The following is a 17,319-nucleotide window of genomic DNA, read 5'->3' as shown; positions in this document are numbered from 1 at the left end:
ACGCGTTTTTAGGGAAGGATAAAGTTACAACATGCCAAATGTATTAAAACGCTGGGTTGAATCTGATGCCCGGAAAGTTACGCGTTTAGGTCACACAGCCGATAAGGTGATGGCTTACGAAGATGAATACGCAAAATTAAGTGATGAAGATTTACAGGCCAAGACGCCTGAATTTAAAGAACGCTACAAAAAGGGTGAAAGTCTTGATGACTTATTACCTGAAGCATTTGCGGTAGCACGTGAAGGGGCCAAACGTGTTTTAGGTTTGTTCCCATTCCGCGTTCAAATTATGGGGGGGATCGTGCTCCATAATGGGGATATTGCTGAAATGAAAACCGGTGAAGGGAAGACGTTGACGGCGACCATGCCGGTTTACCTTAACGCCTTGACCGGTGATGGTGTTCACGTTGTTACGGTTAACGAATACCTGTCAGAACGTGATGCTACTGAAATGGGTGAACTGTATAACTGGCTTGGTCTGAGCGTTGGAATTAACGGCTCTGAGAAGTCAGCTGAAGAAAAGCGGGAAGCCTACAATGCTGATATTACCTACTCAACAAATGGTGAAATTGGGTTCGATTATTTGCGTGACAACATGGTTGTTTACAAAGAGGACCAAGTGCAACGTGGCTTAAACTTCGCCATTATTGATGAAGTTGACTCCATTTTGATTGATGAGTCACGGACACCATTGATTATTTCAGGTGGTTCAGCTGGTAATACGAATTTGTACGAACGTGCTGATCGGTTTGCCAAAACGCTGCGTGAAAAGAGTGATTATAAGGTTGACCTGGAATCCAAGACGGTTTCGTTAACGGATGAAGGAAACCGTAAAGCAGAAGAATACTTCGGCTTGGACAATCTGTACGATACTGAAAATACAGCTTTAACTCACCATTTGGATCAAGCCTTGCGTGCTAACTACATCATGTTTAACAACAAGGACTATGTTGTTCAAGACGGCGAAGTTCAGATCGTGGATTCATTTACTGGTCGAATTATGGAAGGCCGTCGTTTCTCAGATGGTTTGCATCAGGCTCTGGAAGCTAAAGAGCATGTGGACATTCAAGAAGAAACCAAGACAATGGCCAACATCACGTATCAGAACTTATTCCGGATGTATAACAAACTTTCAGGGATGACTGGGACGGCCAAGACGGAACAGGAAGAATTCCGTGAGATTTACAACATGGAAGTTATTTCAATTCCAACCAACCGCCCGGTTATTCGTAAGGATGAGCCTGATTTACTGTACCCAAGTTTGAAGAGTAAGTTTAACGCGGTTATTAATGAGATCGTTAAGCTTCACAAAAAGTGTCAACCCATGCTAATTGGGACGGTGGCCGTTGAAACTTCTGAATACCTGTCACATCAATTGGATCAGTTGGGCATTCCGCATAATGTTTTGAACGCTAAAAATCACGCGCGTGAAGCCGAAATTATCATGAATGCTGGTCAAAAGGGTGCCGTAACGATTGCCACCAACATGGCCGGTCGTGGGACGGATATCAAGCTCGGACCTGGCGTTAAGGAAGTTGGCGGATTAGCCGTTATTGGGACTGAACGACATGAGTCACGACGGATTGATAATCAGCTTCGTGGCCGTTCCGGTCGTCAAGGGGACCCTGGTTTTTCACAATTCTACCTGTCACTGGAAGATGACTTAATGTTGCGGTTCGGTTCAGATCGAGTTAAGGCTATCTTGCAACGGATGAACGTGGAAGATGACGATGCGGTAATTAAGAGTCGACTCATTACACGTCAGGTTGAATCAGCTCAAAAACGTGTTGAAGGGAATAACTACGACTCACGTAAAAATGTTCTGCAATATGATGATGTTATGCGTGAGCAACGTGAAGTTATTTATAAACAACGGCAATTAGTTATCAATGAGCCTGATGATCTTAAGTGGGTGATCATGCCGATGATTGAACGAACGGTTAACCGGATTGTTGACATGCATACTAATGGTGACCAAAAGAAGTGGGAACTTGACAGTATTGTCGACTTTGCCCGTTCAGCAATGGTTAATGATGATGCGATTTCAGAGGATGATTTAAAAGGTAAGTCTGCTGATGAAATCAAGTCATATCTAATGGATCAAGCCGAGACTGTGTACAAGGACAAGCAAAAGCAACTTTATGACCCTAGTCAAATGCTCGAATTTGAAAAGGTGGTTGTGTTGCGTTGTGTGGACTCACACTGGACAGATCACATTGATACGTTGGATCAACTACGGCAGTCCATTCAATTGCGTGGTTATGGTCAGTTGAACCCGTTGATCGAATATCAAAGTAATGCGTTTACCATGTTTGAAGAAATGATTTCCGATATTGAATACGACGCAACCCGTCTGTTCATGAAGAGTGAAATTCGTCAAAATATGGAACGGTAATAATTAACAACACTTAGAAGGACTGTCTCACCTTGTTTACAGGTATGACAGTCCTTCATTCATTAATTACACAAAGATAAGGAGTGAGCATATGGAATTAGCAGATGCACGCCAACGTTTGGCCGATATGCAACAACAAATCACGAACTTTAGGGGGTCACTTTGACCTCGATGCCTTGAACCAAAGCATTGCTGAAAACGAGGCACGAATGGCCGAACCACATTTTTGGGATGATAACGTGGCCGCCCAACAAGTTATTGATGACAATAATGCATTAAAGGCAAAGCACGATACATTTATGGAGCTTGATCAGGCCGTAGAGGACCTTGCGGTGACGATTGAGTTATTGGAAGAAGACGATGATCCTGAAATGGCAGCCCAATTAGATGAAGAAATGGCCATCACTGCCAAAAAGTTGCAGTCATACCGGCTGACACAGTTATTGGATCAGCCATATGATGGTAATAATGCCATTTTAGAAATTCATCCCGGTGCTGGTGGTACGGAATCACAAGATTGGGGCCAAAACCTCATGCGGATGTACACACGGTGGGCTGAACAACATCAATTCAATGTCGATATTGTCGACTACCAAGCAGGTGACACAGCCGGCTTAAACAGCGCAACATTGCTCATTAGTGGAACAAATGCATATGGCTATTTGCGGAGTGAAAAAGGCGTTCATCGATTTGTGCGGATCTCACCGTTTGATTCAGCCGGTCGGCGACATACCTCGTTTGTTAGTGTTGATGTTATGCCAGAATTGGATGATTCCGTTCAGGTTGATCTGAATCCTGACGACATCAAGATGGAAGTTTTCCGTTCAAGTGGTGCTGGTGGTCAGCACATTAATAAGACGTCGTCAGCTGTGCGTTTGATCCATGTTCCCACAGGGATTGTTGTTTCTTCACAGGCGCAGCGGTCTCAGTTTCAAAATAAGGCCACTGCAATGGCCATGTTAAAGGCCAAGTTATATGAACGTGAGGAACAAAAAAAGGCCGAAGAAAAGGCAAAACTGGAAGGGACTCAACTTGAGATTGGTTGGGGATCGCAAATTCGCTCTTACGTTTTCCAGCCCTACACGATGGTGAAGGATCACCGAACAGATTATGAAACGGGTAACGCCCAAGCGGTGCTCGATGGCGATCTTGATCCGTTTATTGATGCTTATTTACAATGGAATCTGAAACAGAAAAATCCTGATTAGGCGGAATGCAAACGCGTTTGTTGTGATGTCTGTCAAACGTCGTGTTTGTGAGACGACTTCAAAGTTTAATATGATATACTGCACCTGACATTTGACGCAGACATTGAGAATTTGGAGAGGAAATAGCCATGAAACGAGTTCTGGTGGTCGATGATGAACCGAGTATTGTAACGTTGCTACAGTACAATCTCGAACAAGCAGGATATGCGGTCGAGATTGCCACGGATGGTCCAAAAGCCTTAGCAAAGATTCGCGAAGGTGGTTACTTTTGTGTGCTACTAGATTTAATGTTGCCAGAATTAGATGGTATTGAGGTGACAAAACAGGTTCGTCGAGATGGTATTCAAACACCGATTATTATCGTCACGGCCAAGGGTGAAGAATTTGACCGGGTGTTTGGCCTCGAAATTGGTGCGGATGATTATATTACCAAGCCATTTTCACCACGCGAAGTGTTGGCACGCATTAAGGCGGTCACCCGCCGTAGTGAGCGGACAGCGGTCACTCAGAAAGAACCCGACCGACTAGTTCAAGTTGGCGCGTTAACCATTGATGAAGATCGTTTGCAGGTAAAAAGGGATGACCAGCCGATTGCATTGACGCCCAAAGAATTTGAACTGTTAGATTATTTTGCCGAACGGCAGGGTAGAGTGTTGGATCGCGATACGTTATTGAATGGTGTTTGGGGGTTCAACTACGCAGGCGATAGTCGCATGGTCGATATGCATGTCAGTCATCTGCGGGAAAAGATTGAACCCGATCCCAAACATCCACAGTATTTAAAAACCGTTCGTGGCTTCGGCTATCAATTTGGTGAATAGCGTATGAGAACTTTAGGCAGACGTTTAATATTTATTGCAGGTGTCGTCAATTTAGGACTGTTATTTTTGTTAATCAGCGTTATTGGTCACGTTTCGGAATCACGTTTAAAAATGGTCGTTGTGGTCACTGTTTTTGGCGCGATGGTTTTGGAATCGTTAATTATTGCGTGGTTAATTGCCAACCAGCAACGGGTGGTCAGTGATTTAACAACGCAAGTCTTACGGCTGAGCTCCCCCAAGGATGCACGACGGATTATTTTACCCGACAATCATGCTTATGCCGATTTGGCCCAGGCAATCAACATGGCCGCTGACGAATTACGTCATCAGAGCCACGTTTTCCAACGTCAGGAAAATGAACTCGATAATTTACTTGAGTATTTACCAGTGGGTGTTATTGTGATTGATCGTCATCGGATGACACAATTATTGAATCCGATGGCAGCGCAGTTGCTAGAAATCAATACGGACCCGCAAGCACATTTGTATACGTCGGATGTGCGGCAGTATGACTTAATGACTCAAATTGAAACGACGATGCATAATCACAAAAATGTTCGACAAACGTTGACGCTGAATTTACCGACGTCACCTAGGACACTTGAAGTTTCTACCATTTATACGGAACCGCGGCCAAACCATCAGCAAGTGCTCGTTTTGCTGTACGATCTTACGGAAGTCACTCAAATCGAACAGATGCAGTTAGATTTCGTTTCCAATGCCTCACATGAGTTGAAAACGCCGTTAACAGCCATTGCTGGTTTTACAGAAACATTGTTGGCAGGAGCAAAAGATGATCCGGAAAAGCGGGATGAATTTCTTAAAATTATTGATGAACAAGCCCATCAATTGATGGATTTAATTGAAGATGTTTTATCCGTTTCACGTTTGCAGAATCCTGTGAGTCAAACAGCCACGTTAACTAAAGTTGATTTGCACAAGCTAGTTGATCGACAGCTAACGTTACAAGCTCAGTCTATTCAACGAAGTGCCTTAAGGGTCACTAATCAGGTTCCAGAAGAAACAATGGTAGAGACAGATGTTACCAAGTTAGAACAAATCATTAAGAATTTAATCTCTAATGCGGTTAAATATAATCGTCCCGGTGGTAAGATTCACATTATGTTTACCGCAACTTCTCTGCATGGGTGGCAACTTAGTGTTCAGGACACTGGCTATGGCATCGCGGAAGAACAACAAGACCGAATTTTTGAACGCTTTTACCGAGGGGATCCATCCCGGACCAAACAACGTGTTCCAGGCACTGGCCTGGGATTAGCGATTGTCCAGGAGTTGACGAATTTATTAAAAGGCGAAGTAAGCGTTAATAGTCAATTGGATGTCGGGACGACCATGACAATTAGTTTTCCTAAATAACTAGCATTAAATAATCCTTTGAAAACAGTGTTTGCGCTAGCATACAGTCATTGAAAAAGACTGATGCTAGGGCAAACGCTGTTTTTGTAAACGTCTTTACACAACCTTTACATGCTGACCAAGAGTCCTTTACATCAATTCGATACACTGAGTATATGCAAAAGCGTGATGCGCAGACTTCTGGGCGACAGGTGCACGTTTTACGAGAGTGATGCCGAAACTTGGCATTTTTAGGAGGAACAACATGAACAAACGACGCATTGCAGGTGTGGCCTTGTTCTTGATTGCCGTTGGCGGACTATTAGGACTGGGTTACCAAACACGTAACCGTTCTTCAGCAGGCGGTTCAATTACAACGGTGGGATCCACCGCGTTGCAACCACTGGTTGAAGCAGCTGGTGAACAATTTAGTGGTGATCATCTCGGCGTTTTTATTAATGTTCAAGGTGGTGGTTCAGGAACCGGATTGAGTCAAATCCAAGAGGGAGCCGTCGCAATTGGTAACTCGGACGTTTTCGCCGAAGAGCAGTCAGGCATTCATTCACATAATTTAGTTGACCACCGCGTTGCCGTTGTCGGAATTGTTCCGATTATCAATAAGGAAGTTGGCCTAAAAACGTTAACAACAGCGCAGTTGCAAAAGGTTTTCGATGGGACGTATACAAACTGGCGAGAACTTGGTGGCAAAAATGTCCCAATTACGATTGTGAACCGAGCCCAAGGATCTGGTACACGGGCGACGTTCGAAAAGTGGGCGTTACGCGGTCACCACGTGAAAACAGCTCAAGAGCAGGATTCATCTGGGATGGTGAGATCCATTGTCAGCACAACACCAGGGGCCATTAGTTATGTTGCGTTTTCTTACGCTAATAAAACAGTTCAAAAGGTTGCAATCAACGGTGTGACGCCGACAAATCAAAATGTCACGTCTAACAAGTGGCAAGTTTGGTCATACGAGCACATGTATACGAATGGCCGTCCCAAAGGCGTCGCAAAATCATTTTTAAACTACATTGAATCACCAAAAATTCAGTCAACATTAGTACGACAGTTAGGTTATATCAGTATTTCTCAAATGCATGTGGAAAGAGATGTAAAAGGTCGGGTTACGGTGATTCGTTAGTTAGGAATGAAGGAGAGCAAACGGCATGGATAAGATAAAAGAGAAGTTGCAACAAACATCGCAGGCGACACGTAGTGAACGACGAGGCCGCTTTATCAGTTTCCTAGCGCTAATTTTAATTTTGGTGGTTGTGATTGCCATCTTTTGGTTTGTGGCCGCTAAGGGGTTAGCGACATTCTTTCAAAACCACATCAACGTGTGGGATTTTTTAAGCGGAAAAACATGGGATCCGTCTGTCAAAGGTGCTAATGGAAAGCCTGAGGTCGGTGCACTACCAATGATTGTCGGATCGTTTTTAATTACGTTGTTATCGGCGTTAGTGGCGACACCATTTGCGATTGGAACGGCAGTGTTTATGAATGAAATTGCGCCACGCAACGGGGCCAAGATTTTGCAGCCGGTTACTGAACTGCTGGTAGGAATCCCCTCAGTTGTTTACGGATTTATCGGGTTGTCAGTTGTTGTCCCATTTGTTCGCCACGTGTTTGGTGGCAGCGGTTTTGGAATTCTATCAGGGACTTTTGTTCTATTCGTAATGATTTTGCCGACCGTTACCTCGATGACGGCCGATACACTCAAGTCAGTACCACGTTATTACAGGGAAGCTTCTTTAGCACTAGGCGCTACTCGCTGGCAAACAATCCATAAGGTAGTTCTCCGTGCGGCGACACCTGGTATTTTAACAGCGATCGTTTTTGGGATGGCGCGGGCATTTGGTGAAGCACTTGCTGTCCAAATGGTAGTCGGGAATGCGACATTGCTACCGCATAACTTAGTTTCACCATCCTCCACGTTGACTTCTGTCTTGACGGAAGGAATCGGTAACACGGTTATGGGCAGCTTACAAAACAATGCTTTGTGGTCATTAGCATTAGTTCTATTGACCATGTCTTTGTTCTTTAACGTCATCATTCGGATTATTGGACGGAAAGGGGAACTCCGCTAATGAATGCAAAAACGGCAGACAAAATTGCAACAGCAGTGTTTTACGCCATTGCGGGTTCGGTCATCTTAATTCTAGCTTTTCTACTTGGATACATTTTGATTTCAGGTTTTCCCAAACTGACGTGGCAATTTTTGACAACACCTGCGAAGGCCTTTACGGCTGGTGGAGGGATTGGCATTCAATTATTTAATTCATTCTATTTATTACTTTTGGCCATGTTGATCTCGTTTCCAATTGCACTTGGGGCCGGTATTTACCTCAACGAATATGCCAAACAAAACTGGCTGACAACGATTATTCGGACAGCTATTGAAATTCTTAGTTCCTTGCCATCAGTAGTGGTTGGTCTGTTTGGTTTCTTACTCTTCGTTGTTCACATGAAAATGGGTTTCTCAATTTTATCAGGTGCCTTGGCCTTGACGTTTTTCAACCTCCCGTTGTTGACCCGAAGCATTGAAGGGTCGTTAGCTGCCATTCCTAATCTTCAACGGGAAGCTGGATTGGCCTTGGGGTTATCACGCTGGGAGACAGTTACCCACGTTATTTTGCCCGCGGCCGTTCCCAGCATCCTGACTGGTGTTATTCTCAGTGCTGGCCGTGTATTCGGTGAGGCGGCTGCTTTGATTTACACATCAGGGCAATCGGCACCAGCACTAAACTTTGGCGACTGGAACCCATTCAATATTTCGAGTCCGTTAAACCCGATGCGTCCGGCCGAAACGTTGGCGGTACACATTTGGAAAATTAATTCGGAAGGCATTATGCCGGACGCAAGCGCAGTTTCCGCAGGTTCTTCGGCCGTTCTGGTTCTGGCAGTACTGTTATTTAACTTCTTGGCGCGCTGGCTCGGTCGTCGCTTATATCATCGATTAACGTCCGCAACCAACTAAAACACGTACGAAGGGAGTCATGAGCATGAGCGAAAAGATTAATGCATCGGCAGATGCGCCATTACGTAATATTTATCATTTTGATGAAGAAAGGCATGAAATTGCATTATCCACACATAACTTGCACGTGTTTTATGGTGATAACGAAGCACTGACAGAGGGTGATTTACAATTTGAACGCTATAAAATCACTGCCCTTATTGGTGCATCCGGGTCTGGTAAATCTACTTTTTTACGTTCGCTTAATCGCATGAATGACGGAATAGCAAGAGTAGAGGGCGAAATTCGTTACCGTGACTTGGACATTAATAGTAATCAAATTGATGTTTATGAAATGCGTCGTCATATCGGGATGGTGTTTCAGCGACCAAATCCGTTCGCCAAATCCATTTACGATAATATTACCTTTGCCTTGAAACAACGTGGTGTCAGGAACAAACAGCGTCTTGATGAAGTTGTTGAAACATCATTACGTCAAGCGGCTATGTGGGATCAGGTCAAAGATGAACTTCATCAAAGCGCACTCGCTTTATCTGGTGGACAGCAACAACGATTATGTATTGCCCGTGCCATTGCGATGGAACCTGACATTCTTTTACTTGATGAACCGGCTAGTGCACTGGATCCCGTTGCCACTTCACAAATTGAAGACACGTTGCTACAGCTTAAGGAAAAATATACCATCATTATTGTGACGCACAATATGCAGCAGGCCGCGCGAATTAGCGACTATACCGCTTTCTTTCACCTCGGTAAGGTGCTGGAATACGACGAAGCCCGCAAAATTTTTACCCGTCCCAAAGTCGCAATCACAAATGACTATATTTCAGGTAACTTTGGTTAAAATGGGGAGGCTCAGTGTAATGGCACTACCGATAATGTCTACGGATAACTTACACTTGTTCTACGGGAAAAAGGAAGCGTTAAAAGGAATCAACCTCGATTTCCAAGAAAAAGGGATTACTGCGCTCATTGGCCCCTCAGGATGCGGTAAATCAACTTTTCTTCGTTGCTTAAACCGAATGAACGATTTGATTGATGACGTAACCATTACGGGTAACGTGATGTTTAAAAATCAAAATGTTTATGCGCCGGATACAGATATCGTGGCTCTTCGTAAGGAGGTTGGCATGGTTTTTCAACAACCTAACCCATTTCCATTTTCAATTTATGAGAATGTGATTTATGGATTGCGATTGGCTGGCGTGCGTGATAAACAGGTTCTTGATGAAGCGGTTGAACGTAGTTTACGTCAGGCGGCCATTTGGGATGAAGTGAAGGATGACTTGCACAAAAATGCCTTAGCTTTATCCGGTGGACAGCAGCAACGTGTTTGCATCGCAAGAGTCCTAGCCGTTTCCCCGGATGTTTTATTGCTAGATGAGCCGACCAGCGCTCTTGATCCAGTTTCTAGTCATGTGATTGAAGAAACGTTGTTGCAATTACGGTATGATTACACTGTGATTACGGTGACACATAATCTTCAACAGGCATCACGAATTGCGGACCGAACTGCTTTTTTCCTTCAAGGTGAATTGATTGAAGTAAGCGATACTAAAAAAATGTTTATGGATCCTCAGAAACAGCAAACACAAGATTATATTTCCGGTCGTTTCGGCTAACCGAAACCGCTTTAGCAAACATTGAAAAAGGAGTTGGCATTATGCGACGGTTGTTTGATGATGAACTGAATGATTTGGATACTAGTTTTACAGAAATGGGCATGCTTGTTTCTGAGGCGATTGGAAAAGCCGTGACTTCATTTGTCAATCATGATCGAACGCTCGCCCAGTCAGTCATTGATGATGATCATTTAATCAATGATCGTGAAGTCGCACTGGAAAAGAAATCATTTGAAATGATTGCCTTGTATCAGCCGGTGACGACAGACCTAAGGGAAATCGTGACGATTTTGAAGGCCGTTTCTGACTTGGAACGAATGGGGGATTACGCGCGCAGTATTGCGCACTCAACGATTCGGGTCAAAGGCAACAAACGGGTTGCCTCGACAGAACAACACATTTCAGAGATGGGCGCTATCGTTCAACAGATGGTTGCCGATGTACTGGACGCTTACGTAAAAGATGATGATGGTCGTGCCCGCAAGATTGCTGCAGTGGATGCACAGGCTGCGGACTATTATCAGTTAATTTATATGGAAAGTATTGATCAGATGCGGCAAGATCCCGAAGTTGTAATTGGCAGTACAGACTACCTGTCCGTAGCACAGTTCTTAAAGCGCATTGGCGATTACGTAACCAACATTTGTGAATGGATTGTTTATCTTCAGACAGGTAAAATTGTTGAATTAAATCCGCGAAATGTCGATTCGGGAACGGAAAATAAATAGTTGAACTAATAACGAATTGATTAAGGGCAGCTTGTCACTATTTGAGTGAATTCGCGTGTTTTCAGGAACGTGAAGAAACGATAATGAGGGTAAGCTGTTTTAGTGTTTATTAAGGGCTTTTGAAAAATTGGTCACGGTGCGCTGTTTGCGATAAAATTAGGACATTCAGGTAACACAACAGAAAGCGAGGTAAACCTGCTTGAGCAAACGAAAATTGACAAAGTCAGCAACGGATCGTTGGATTGGTGGCGTATTCGGTGGCATTGGTGAGTATTTGCACATTAATCCGACAATTTTGCGAATAGCTTATATTATTTTGGCTATTGCGATTCCGCCTCACTGGTTGATATCGTTGTTGGCGGTCGTTCTGTACGGTGTTTTACTGTGGTTTTTACCAAATGACCGTCAGCAGAGTGATGCATCATTTTTTAACTTATTTGGTGACTTATTTAGTGGTCAGAGTGCCTCTCAATCCTCTCGATCACGAGCGCGAAAACAAATCCATGCCGAAGAACGTGACGTGCATGAGAATAAAGGGGATAAACAATAAATATGAAGTTTTGGCAACGGATTATTGTCGATGCACTATTATTTATGGCGATTGCCGGATTTTTCCGCAATAGTTTTGCGGTTTCTAGTGTGTGGTACGCGTTGGTCGCCAGTTTAGTGTTGGCAATTTTAAATGCGGCCATTAAGCCGATCTTGGTGGTATTATCATTACCAATAACATTTTTAACGTTAGGGCTGTTTTCAATTGTCATAAATGCACTGATGCTAGAACTGACAAGTTTCTTCGTCGGCGCGCAGAATTTCCATATTGCCAATTTTGGCATGGCAATGTTGGCAGCAATTATTATGTCCATTTGTAACGCCGTCATTTCCGGGTATTTTAGTAAAGAGTGATGATAGAAGAGTGATGCCGAAGCTCGGGAAGGTTCGAGCAACAACGTAAAGGTGGCAGCGTGCAAGCGCACTTTGCTTGTAGGATGACAGCTTTGGGTTGTGCACAGAACCTTGAGCGACAGGTGCACGTTTAGAAGAGTGATGCCGAAGCTCGGGAGGGTTCGAGCAACAACGTAGGGACATATTTAAGGAGGAGTATTCGTGGCAGATAGTGTAACGATACGGGAGCTGGTAAAGAATACCAGGTTAACCGTCTATTATGGTGAAGAGTATCTGGACGATCGCCGCATTACGACACCGGACATTTCACGTCCGGGTCTGGAAATGACCGGCTATTTTAACTATTATCCACCGGAACGCATTCAGTTACTGGGAATTACAGAAACGTCATTTTCTAAAAAGATGAGTCATGAGGAGTTACTCATGATTATGCGGAAGATGGCAGATCCTAAAACGCCTTGTTTTGTTGTATCAACTGGAATTGAACCACCGGCAGAACTGATTCAGGCTGCAACGGAGCAACATATTCCTGTGTTGGGATCCAAACAAACGTCATCGCGAATTCTTTCAAACATGTCGATTTACTTAAGTGGCGTATTGGCAAAGCGGCAATCGATTCACGGTGTGTTAGTTGATATTTATGGACTTGGGGTTCTTATTACTGGTGACTCAGGTGTTGGTAAATCTGAAACGGCCTTGGAACTTATCCGTCGTGGACACCGGCTGATTGCGGACGACCGAGTTGATGTTTATCAACAGGATGAGCAAACATTAGTTGGTGAGGCGCCAAAGATTTTAAACCACTTAATGGAGATCCGTGGGATTGGTATTATCGACGTGATGAATCTGTTTGGTGCTGGTGCAGTCAGAAGTCAGGCCAAGATTCAACTGATTGTCCACTTGCAAAACTGGACGCCTGATGCTCAATTTGACCGTTTGGGCAACGCAGATGATGAACGCCAAATTTTCGACGTTCAGGTACCGATGATTTCTATTCCTGTTAAGACAGGTCGTAACTTAGCCATCATTATTGAATCTGCCGCGATGAACTTCCGTGCTCGCTCTATGGGGTATGATGCGACAAAGACATTCGACGATAATTTAAACAGTTTGATTCAGGAAAACTCCAAACGTGATGAAGCTGCTGAGGCAGCCAATGAAGCAAAGACGACCGATGATAGTGCATCGGCCACTAAGGGTAAGGATTAAAGCATGGCGTTTACTTCACTTGTTGGGGCGTTGAACCCAATTGCACTGCATTTAGGACCCATTGAGGTTCATTGGTATGGCGTCATTATTACCACCGGTGTTTTCATTGCGTTATGGTTGTCCGTTCGTGAAGCCCGCAGACGTCAGATTAATCCTGATGATCTATATGACTTTTTGCTCTGGGCATTACCGGTTGCGCTGATTTCTGCGCGGATCTATTATGTTGTTTTTCAATGGTCCTATTATCAACATCATTTAGATCAGATCATTGCCATTTGGGATGGTGGTATTGCGATTTATGGTTCACTCATTGGTGCCATTATTGTGGTGATTCTATTTACCCGTTGGCGTAAAATTCCGACATTTCTGTTTCTGGACGTGCTAGCACCGACCGTGATTATGGCGCAAGGGATTGGTCGATGGGGCAACTTTATGAACCAAGAGGCTTTTGGTAAAATAACCACGTTGGCACATCTGCAGGCCTTGCATTTGCCACAGTTTATCATCACACAAATGGATATTGGCGGCGTTTATCGTACGCCGACATTCCTGTATGAATCCGTATGGGACATCGCCGGTTTTATCTTTCTGTTAGCTACGCGTCACATCAAGGGGCTGTATTTGCGTGGTGAGGTGTTCTTTATTTATGTAGCGTGGTACGCGTTTGGGCGCTTTTTCGTGGAAGGTATGCGGACTGATAGCTTAATGTTAGGACCAGCGCGCGTATCACAATGGTTGTCCGTTGTTCTTTTTGTTGGTGCGTGGGTATGGCTGATTATTCGGCGTCGACAGCATAATGTACCATCCTATTTATCAGGAATGACGGTTACAAAGAAATAACTCATGTTCGCAATAAATTGAGGAGAAACTAATGACAACAAAAATTGCAGTGCTGGGCGCTGGATCTTGGGGCAGTGTACTGGCAAACTTATTGACGGAAAATGGTCAAGCAGTTGCTCTGTGGTCTCATAAAGCCAGCCAGGTGGAAGAAATGAATCAACACCACACAAACCAGGCGTATATGCCAGGCTTTGAATACCAACATAATCTGATGGTGACTGATGATATGGCTGAAGCAATCAAGGATGCATCTGTTGTTCTGTTTGTTGTACCAACGAAGGCAATTCGTGAGGTCAGTGCTCAGGCTGCTAAATTATTAATTGCTAATCATCAAAAAGTAACAATTGTGCATGCAATCAAAGGGCTGGAACAAGAAACATATAAACGGGTCTCGGAAATGTTAACGGAAGAGGTTCCATCTGCTAATCGGGATGCGGTTGTTGTTCTGTCTGGTCCTAGTCATGCCGAAGATGTTGCGAAAAAGGATATTACGTTGATAACAGCCGCATCGTTAAATGAGGATGCGGCGAGAAAAGTACAAAAACTCTTTATGAATTCATATTTTAGGGTTTATACTAATACGGATGTGATTGGTGCTGAATTTGGTGCTGCCTTAAAGAACATTATTGCTATTGGTGCCGGTGCTTTACATGGACTGGGATATGGCGATAATGCGAAGGCTGCATTAATGACCCGTGGCTTAGCTGAAATAAGTCGATTAGGTCAATCGTTTGGTGCTAATCCGTTAACGTTTATCGGCCTTTCTGGTGTCGGTGATTTAATCGTAACGGCGACAAGTTCAAATTCACGCAATTGGCGTGCGGGAAATGAACTTGGTCAAGGTAAATCGTTACAAGAAGTCATTGATACCATGGGCATGGTAATTGAAGGTGTGGCTACCACAAAGGCGGCCCACGAACTAGCCATTAAACGCCATGTTGATATGCCAATTACGGACGCTATTTATGACGTTCTTTACAACGGAGCCGAAGTTCGCTCAGTCATTACTGGATTGATGCAACGTGAAGGTCGCGCTGAAATTGGTTAGCAAGTTGGTTATGGTTGGGGTAAAGTAGACCACGTTATCGTGGGGAAAAACGAAAGGAATTTGTTGTTATGCAAAAAGTTAGAAAGGCCATTATCCCTGCAGCGGGTTATGGCACGCGTTTTTTACCAGAAACTAAGGCAATCGCCAAAGAAATGTTGCCGATCGTTGATAAACCAACGATTCAATTTATTGTTGAAGAAGCCCACAAGGCCGGCATCGAGGAAATCTGTGTCGTAACGGGACGTGGCAAACGTTCTATTGAAGACCACTTTGATTCAGCCCCAGAATTGGAAGCTGATTTAGCAAGTAAGGGTAAGGACGCTATGTTGCATGCCGTCCAATCAAGCAACGACAGCAACCTTTACTTCATTCGCCAAAGCCACATGCGTGGTTTAGGTGACGCTGTATTAACAGCAAAAGACTTTATCGGTGATGAACCATTTGTTGTCTTACTTGGTGACGACTTGATGGAAGACAAGGTTACTTTAACGAAGCAACTGATCAACCGTTATGAAGAAACTGGTGATTCAACTCTGGCCGTTATGCGTGTTCCTCATGAAGAAACGAACAAGTATGGTGTGATCAATCCAGCCAAGGAAGTTTCTGATGGGTTATACCAAGTTAAGAGCTTCGTTGAAAAGCCTAAACCAGAAGACGCTCCTTCTGACTTGGCCATCATTGGTCGTTACTTATTGACACCTGAAATTTTTGAAGCTTTGGAACAAACACCTTATGGTAAAGGTGATGAACTTCAATTAACGGATGCCATTGACTTGCTGAACAAAAAGCAACATGTTTACGCTCACGAATTTAAAGGTGACCGTTATGATGTTGGTTACAAGTTTGGTTTGATCAAGACAAACATTGAATTTGGTTTGCGTCACCCTGACGTGAAGGACGAACTTCGCGAATACGTGCTTCAGCTGGCTGACGAAATTAAAGCTAACACAAAATAATGAATACAAAAACGTGCTGACGCTAGGTTAATCGGGTCAGCACGTTTTTACCTCTGGGGGTATAAGCAAAAGACTTGTGTTACTTACAAAAAGATAGTAGACTGTGTCCATTGGTAAATTGTTAGGCGGTAGGAGGAAAGTCGATATGGCAACAAACTATGATGTGATTGTAATCGGTGCTGGCCCTGGTGGAATGACGGCAGCATTGTATGCTTCACGGGCAAACTTGTCAGTGTTGCTACTGGATCGTGGAATTTATGGCGGTCAAATGAACAATACTGCCGCAATTGAAAACTATCCGGGTTTTAAATCTATTCAAGGACCTGATTTAGCTAGTGCTATGTATGAAGGTGCCACGCAGTTTGGTGCTGAGTATGGTTATGGTGCTGTGGAAAAGATTGTCGACAATGGCGATACTAAAACTGTGACTACAGACACTGATGAATACACTGCTAAGGCGGTCGTTATTGGGACGGGTTCTCAATATCGTAAGCTTGGTGTGCCAGGGGAAACTGAATTTTCAGGCCGTGGTGTTTCCTACTGTGCTGTATGTGATGGTGCTTTCTTCCGCAATAAACACGTTGTTGTTGTTGGCGGTGGGGATAGTGCCATTGAAGAGGGGATTTACCTGACTCAGTTGGCTGATAAGGTGACTGTTGTTCATCGTCGCGATCAGTTACGGGCCCAGAAAGTGGCTCAGGATCGGGCATTTGCTAACGAGAAGATGGACTTTGTTTGGAACACGGAAGTGACTAAAATTGTTGGCGACGATATGAAAGTCACGGGTGTTGAATTGAAGAACAACCAAACTGGTGAAACCAGTACAATGGCTGCCGACGGTGTCTTCATTTATGTTGGTAACGTGCCGATGACAGAACCATTTGCTGGCCTTGGCGTTACAAACGAAGTTGGTTGGATTCCAACTGATGACAAGATGCGGACCAGTGTCCCTGGTGTATTTGCTATTGGCGATGTTCGCGAAAAGGACTTACGCCAGATTACGACTGCTGTCGGTGACGGTGGTATTGCTGGCCAACAGGTTTTCCAATATTTGGAGGATTTAAAGGCCAAGGCTGCGGTTAATTAAATATTTGATTTTAAGTGAACGATTGGAGTGTGTTTCATACAGAAAGTTGCAAAATTGCAATTTTTTGGGTTCTCTGTCAACTGTTGTTGGTAACGACCATAATGCACCCAATCATTATTTGATGATTGGGTGTTTTGTTTTTGTCCTTAACATAACAAGGACGCGC

General features: G+C 44.0%; 17 protein-coding genes. All 17 read left to right on the top strand.

All coding sequences use genetic code 11. From position 1 onward, the window contains the following. Positions 1-31 precede the first annotated feature (31 nt). The 17 genes from secA to trxB all read left to right on the top strand — a co-directional run bounded on the left by secA (position 32) and on the right by trxB (position 17,153). Positions 32-2,395 carry a preprotein translocase subunit SecA gene (secA, locus tag GB993_RS12460; protein ID WP_161004541.1) on the top strand — a complete coding sequence of 788 codons (2,364 nt, stop codon included), beginning with the start codon at positions 32-34 and terminating at the stop codon, positions 2,393-2,395. Between the two features lie 91 nt (positions 2,396-2,486). Beyond that, positions 2,487-3,603, top strand: a protein-coding gene (prfB, locus tag GB993_RS12455) for a peptide chain release factor 2 (protein WP_161004540.1) whose coding sequence is annotated in 2 segments (ribosomal slippage) — positions 2,487-2,558 and positions 2,560-3,603 — 1,116 coding nt in all. Because the reading frame shifts where the segments join, the coding sequence is not laid out codon by codon here. 128 nt (positions 3,604-3,731) lie between these two features. After that, positions 3,732-4,424, top strand: coding sequence for a response regulator transcription factor (locus tag GB993_RS12450; protein ID WP_161004539.1), 693 nt, complete (start codon positions 3,732-3,734; stop codon positions 4,422-4,424). A 3-nt stretch (positions 4,425-4,427) separates the two neighbouring features. Continuing rightward, entirely contained in the window at positions 4,428-5,801 is a 1,374-nt protein-coding gene (locus GB993_RS12445) for a sensor histidine kinase (protein WP_161004538.1), read from the top strand. Between the two features lie 244 nt (positions 5,802-6,045). Continuing rightward, complete coding sequence (locus GB993_RS12440; RefSeq protein ID WP_161004537.1) at positions 6,046-6,924, top strand: phosphate ABC transporter substrate-binding protein PstS family protein; 879 nt, start codon at positions 6,046-6,048, stop codon at positions 6,922-6,924. 25 nt (positions 6,925-6,949) lie between these two features. Continuing rightward, positions 6,950-7,870: a phosphate ABC transporter permease subunit PstC gene (gene pstC, locus GB993_RS12435; RefSeq protein ID WP_161004536.1), complete on the top strand. Its 921-nt coding sequence runs from the start codon at positions 6,950-6,952 to the stop codon at positions 7,868-7,870. After that, entirely contained in the window at positions 7,870-8,760 is an 891-nt protein-coding gene (pstA, locus tag GB993_RS12430) for a phosphate ABC transporter permease PstA (RefSeq protein ID WP_017262156.1), read from the top strand. Before pstC ends, pstA begins: the two co-directional genes overlap by 1 nt. Before the next feature lie 25 nt (positions 8,761-8,785). After that, positions 8,786-9,604 (top strand): phosphate ABC transporter ATP-binding protein PstB, encoded by an 819-nt coding sequence (gene pstB, locus GB993_RS12425; RefSeq protein ID WP_186337688.1) that lies wholly within the window; start codon positions 8,786-8,788, stop codon positions 9,602-9,604. Positions 9,605-9,623: 19 nt separating this feature from the next. Then, positions 9,624-10,382 carry a phosphate ABC transporter ATP-binding protein PstB gene (gene pstB / locus GB993_RS12420; RefSeq protein ID WP_161001603.1) on the top strand — a complete coding sequence of 253 codons (759 nt, stop codon included), beginning with the start codon at positions 9,624-9,626 and terminating at the stop codon, positions 10,380-10,382. Between the two features lie 41 nt (positions 10,383-10,423). Continuing rightward, positions 10,424-11,110, top strand: a complete 687-nt coding sequence (phoU, locus tag GB993_RS12415) for a phosphate signaling complex protein PhoU (protein WP_161004534.1) — start codon at positions 10,424-10,426, stop codon at positions 11,108-11,110. Between the two features lie 199 nt (positions 11,111-11,309). Further along, a complete protein-coding gene (locus GB993_RS12410) occupies positions 11,310-11,660 on the top strand; it encodes a PspC domain-containing protein (RefSeq protein WP_161004533.1) in 351 nt (116 codons plus the stop codon). A gap of 2 nt (positions 11,661-11,662) precedes the next feature. Then, the gene (locus GB993_RS12405; protein WP_017262161.1) at positions 11,663-12,013 is read left to right on the top strand and encodes a phage holin family protein; all 351 of its coding nucleotides are present in this window, start codon (positions 11,663-11,665) and stop codon (positions 12,011-12,013) included. A 201-nt stretch (positions 12,014-12,214) separates the two neighbouring features. Continuing rightward, on the top strand, positions 12,215-13,222 hold the full coding sequence (gene hprK, locus GB993_RS12400; RefSeq protein ID WP_161004532.1) for an HPr(Ser) kinase/phosphatase: 1,008 nt from the start codon (positions 12,215-12,217) through the stop codon (positions 13,220-13,222). A gap of 3 nt (positions 13,223-13,225) precedes the next feature. Then, entirely contained in the window at positions 13,226-14,062 is an 837-nt protein-coding gene (gene lgt, locus GB993_RS12395) for a prolipoprotein diacylglyceryl transferase (protein ID WP_161004531.1), read from the top strand. Between the two features lie 31 nt (positions 14,063-14,093). Then, a complete protein-coding gene (locus tag GB993_RS12390) occupies positions 14,094-15,110 on the top strand; it encodes an NAD(P)H-dependent glycerol-3-phosphate dehydrogenase (protein WP_161004530.1) in 1,017 nt (338 codons plus the stop codon). Positions 15,111-15,178: 68 nt separating this feature from the next. After that, entirely contained in the window at positions 15,179-16,066 is an 888-nt protein-coding gene (gene galU / locus GB993_RS12385) for a UTP--glucose-1-phosphate uridylyltransferase GalU (protein WP_161001609.1), read from the top strand. A gap of 145 nt (positions 16,067-16,211) precedes the next feature. Beyond that, positions 16,212-17,153 (top strand): thioredoxin-disulfide reductase, encoded by a 942-nt coding sequence (trxB, locus tag GB993_RS12380; RefSeq protein ID WP_017262166.1) that lies wholly within the window; start codon positions 16,212-16,214, stop codon positions 17,151-17,153. The last annotated feature ends 166 nt before the right edge of the window (positions 17,154-17,319 follow it).

It is taken from the genome of Furfurilactobacillus milii (assembly GCF_009864005.1).
GTDB lineage: Bacteria > Bacillota > Bacilli > Lactobacillales > Lactobacillaceae > Furfurilactobacillus > Furfurilactobacillus rossiae_B.
Note: the sequence above shows the minus strand (reverse complement) of the source record. Positions and strands in the feature narration are given on the sequence as shown.

Coding starts and splice junctions, on each gene's coding strand:
- secA (WP_161004541.1), top strand. CDS start 32: ATGCCAAATGTATTAAAACGCTGGGTTGAATCTGATGCCCGGAAAGTT.
- GB993_RS12450 (WP_161004539.1), top strand. CDS start 3,732: ATGAAACGAGTTCTGGTGGTCGATGATGAACCGAGTATTGTAACGTTG.
- GB993_RS12445 (WP_161004538.1), top strand. CDS start 4,428: ATGAGAACTTTAGGCAGACGTTTAATATTTATTGCAGGTGTCGTCAAT.
- GB993_RS12440 (WP_161004537.1), top strand. CDS start 6,046: ATGAACAAACGACGCATTGCAGGTGTGGCCTTGTTCTTGATTGCCGTT.
- pstC (WP_161004536.1), top strand. CDS start 6,950: ATGGATAAGATAAAAGAGAAGTTGCAACAAACATCGCAGGCGACACGT.
- pstA (WP_017262156.1), top strand. CDS start 7,870: ATGAATGCAAAAACGGCAGACAAAATTGCAACAGCAGTGTTTTACGCC.
- pstB (WP_186337688.1), top strand. CDS start 8,786: ATGAGCGAAAAGATTAATGCATCGGCAGATGCGCCATTACGTAATATT.
- pstB (WP_161001603.1), top strand. CDS start 9,624: ATGGCACTACCGATAATGTCTACGGATAACTTACACTTGTTCTACGGG.
- phoU (WP_161004534.1), top strand. CDS start 10,424: ATGCGACGGTTGTTTGATGATGAACTGAATGATTTGGATACTAGTTTT.
- GB993_RS12405 (WP_017262161.1), top strand. CDS start 11,663: ATGAAGTTTTGGCAACGGATTATTGTCGATGCACTATTATTTATGGCG.
- lgt (WP_161004531.1), top strand. CDS start 13,226: ATGGCGTTTACTTCACTTGTTGGGGCGTTGAACCCAATTGCACTGCAT.
- GB993_RS12390 (WP_161004530.1), top strand. CDS start 14,094: ATGACAACAAAAATTGCAGTGCTGGGCGCTGGATCTTGGGGCAGTGTA.
- galU (WP_161001609.1), top strand. CDS start 15,179: ATGCAAAAAGTTAGAAAGGCCATTATCCCTGCAGCGGGTTATGGCACG.
- trxB (WP_017262166.1), top strand. CDS start 16,212: ATGGCAACAAACTATGATGTGATTGTAATCGGTGCTGGCCCTGGTGGA.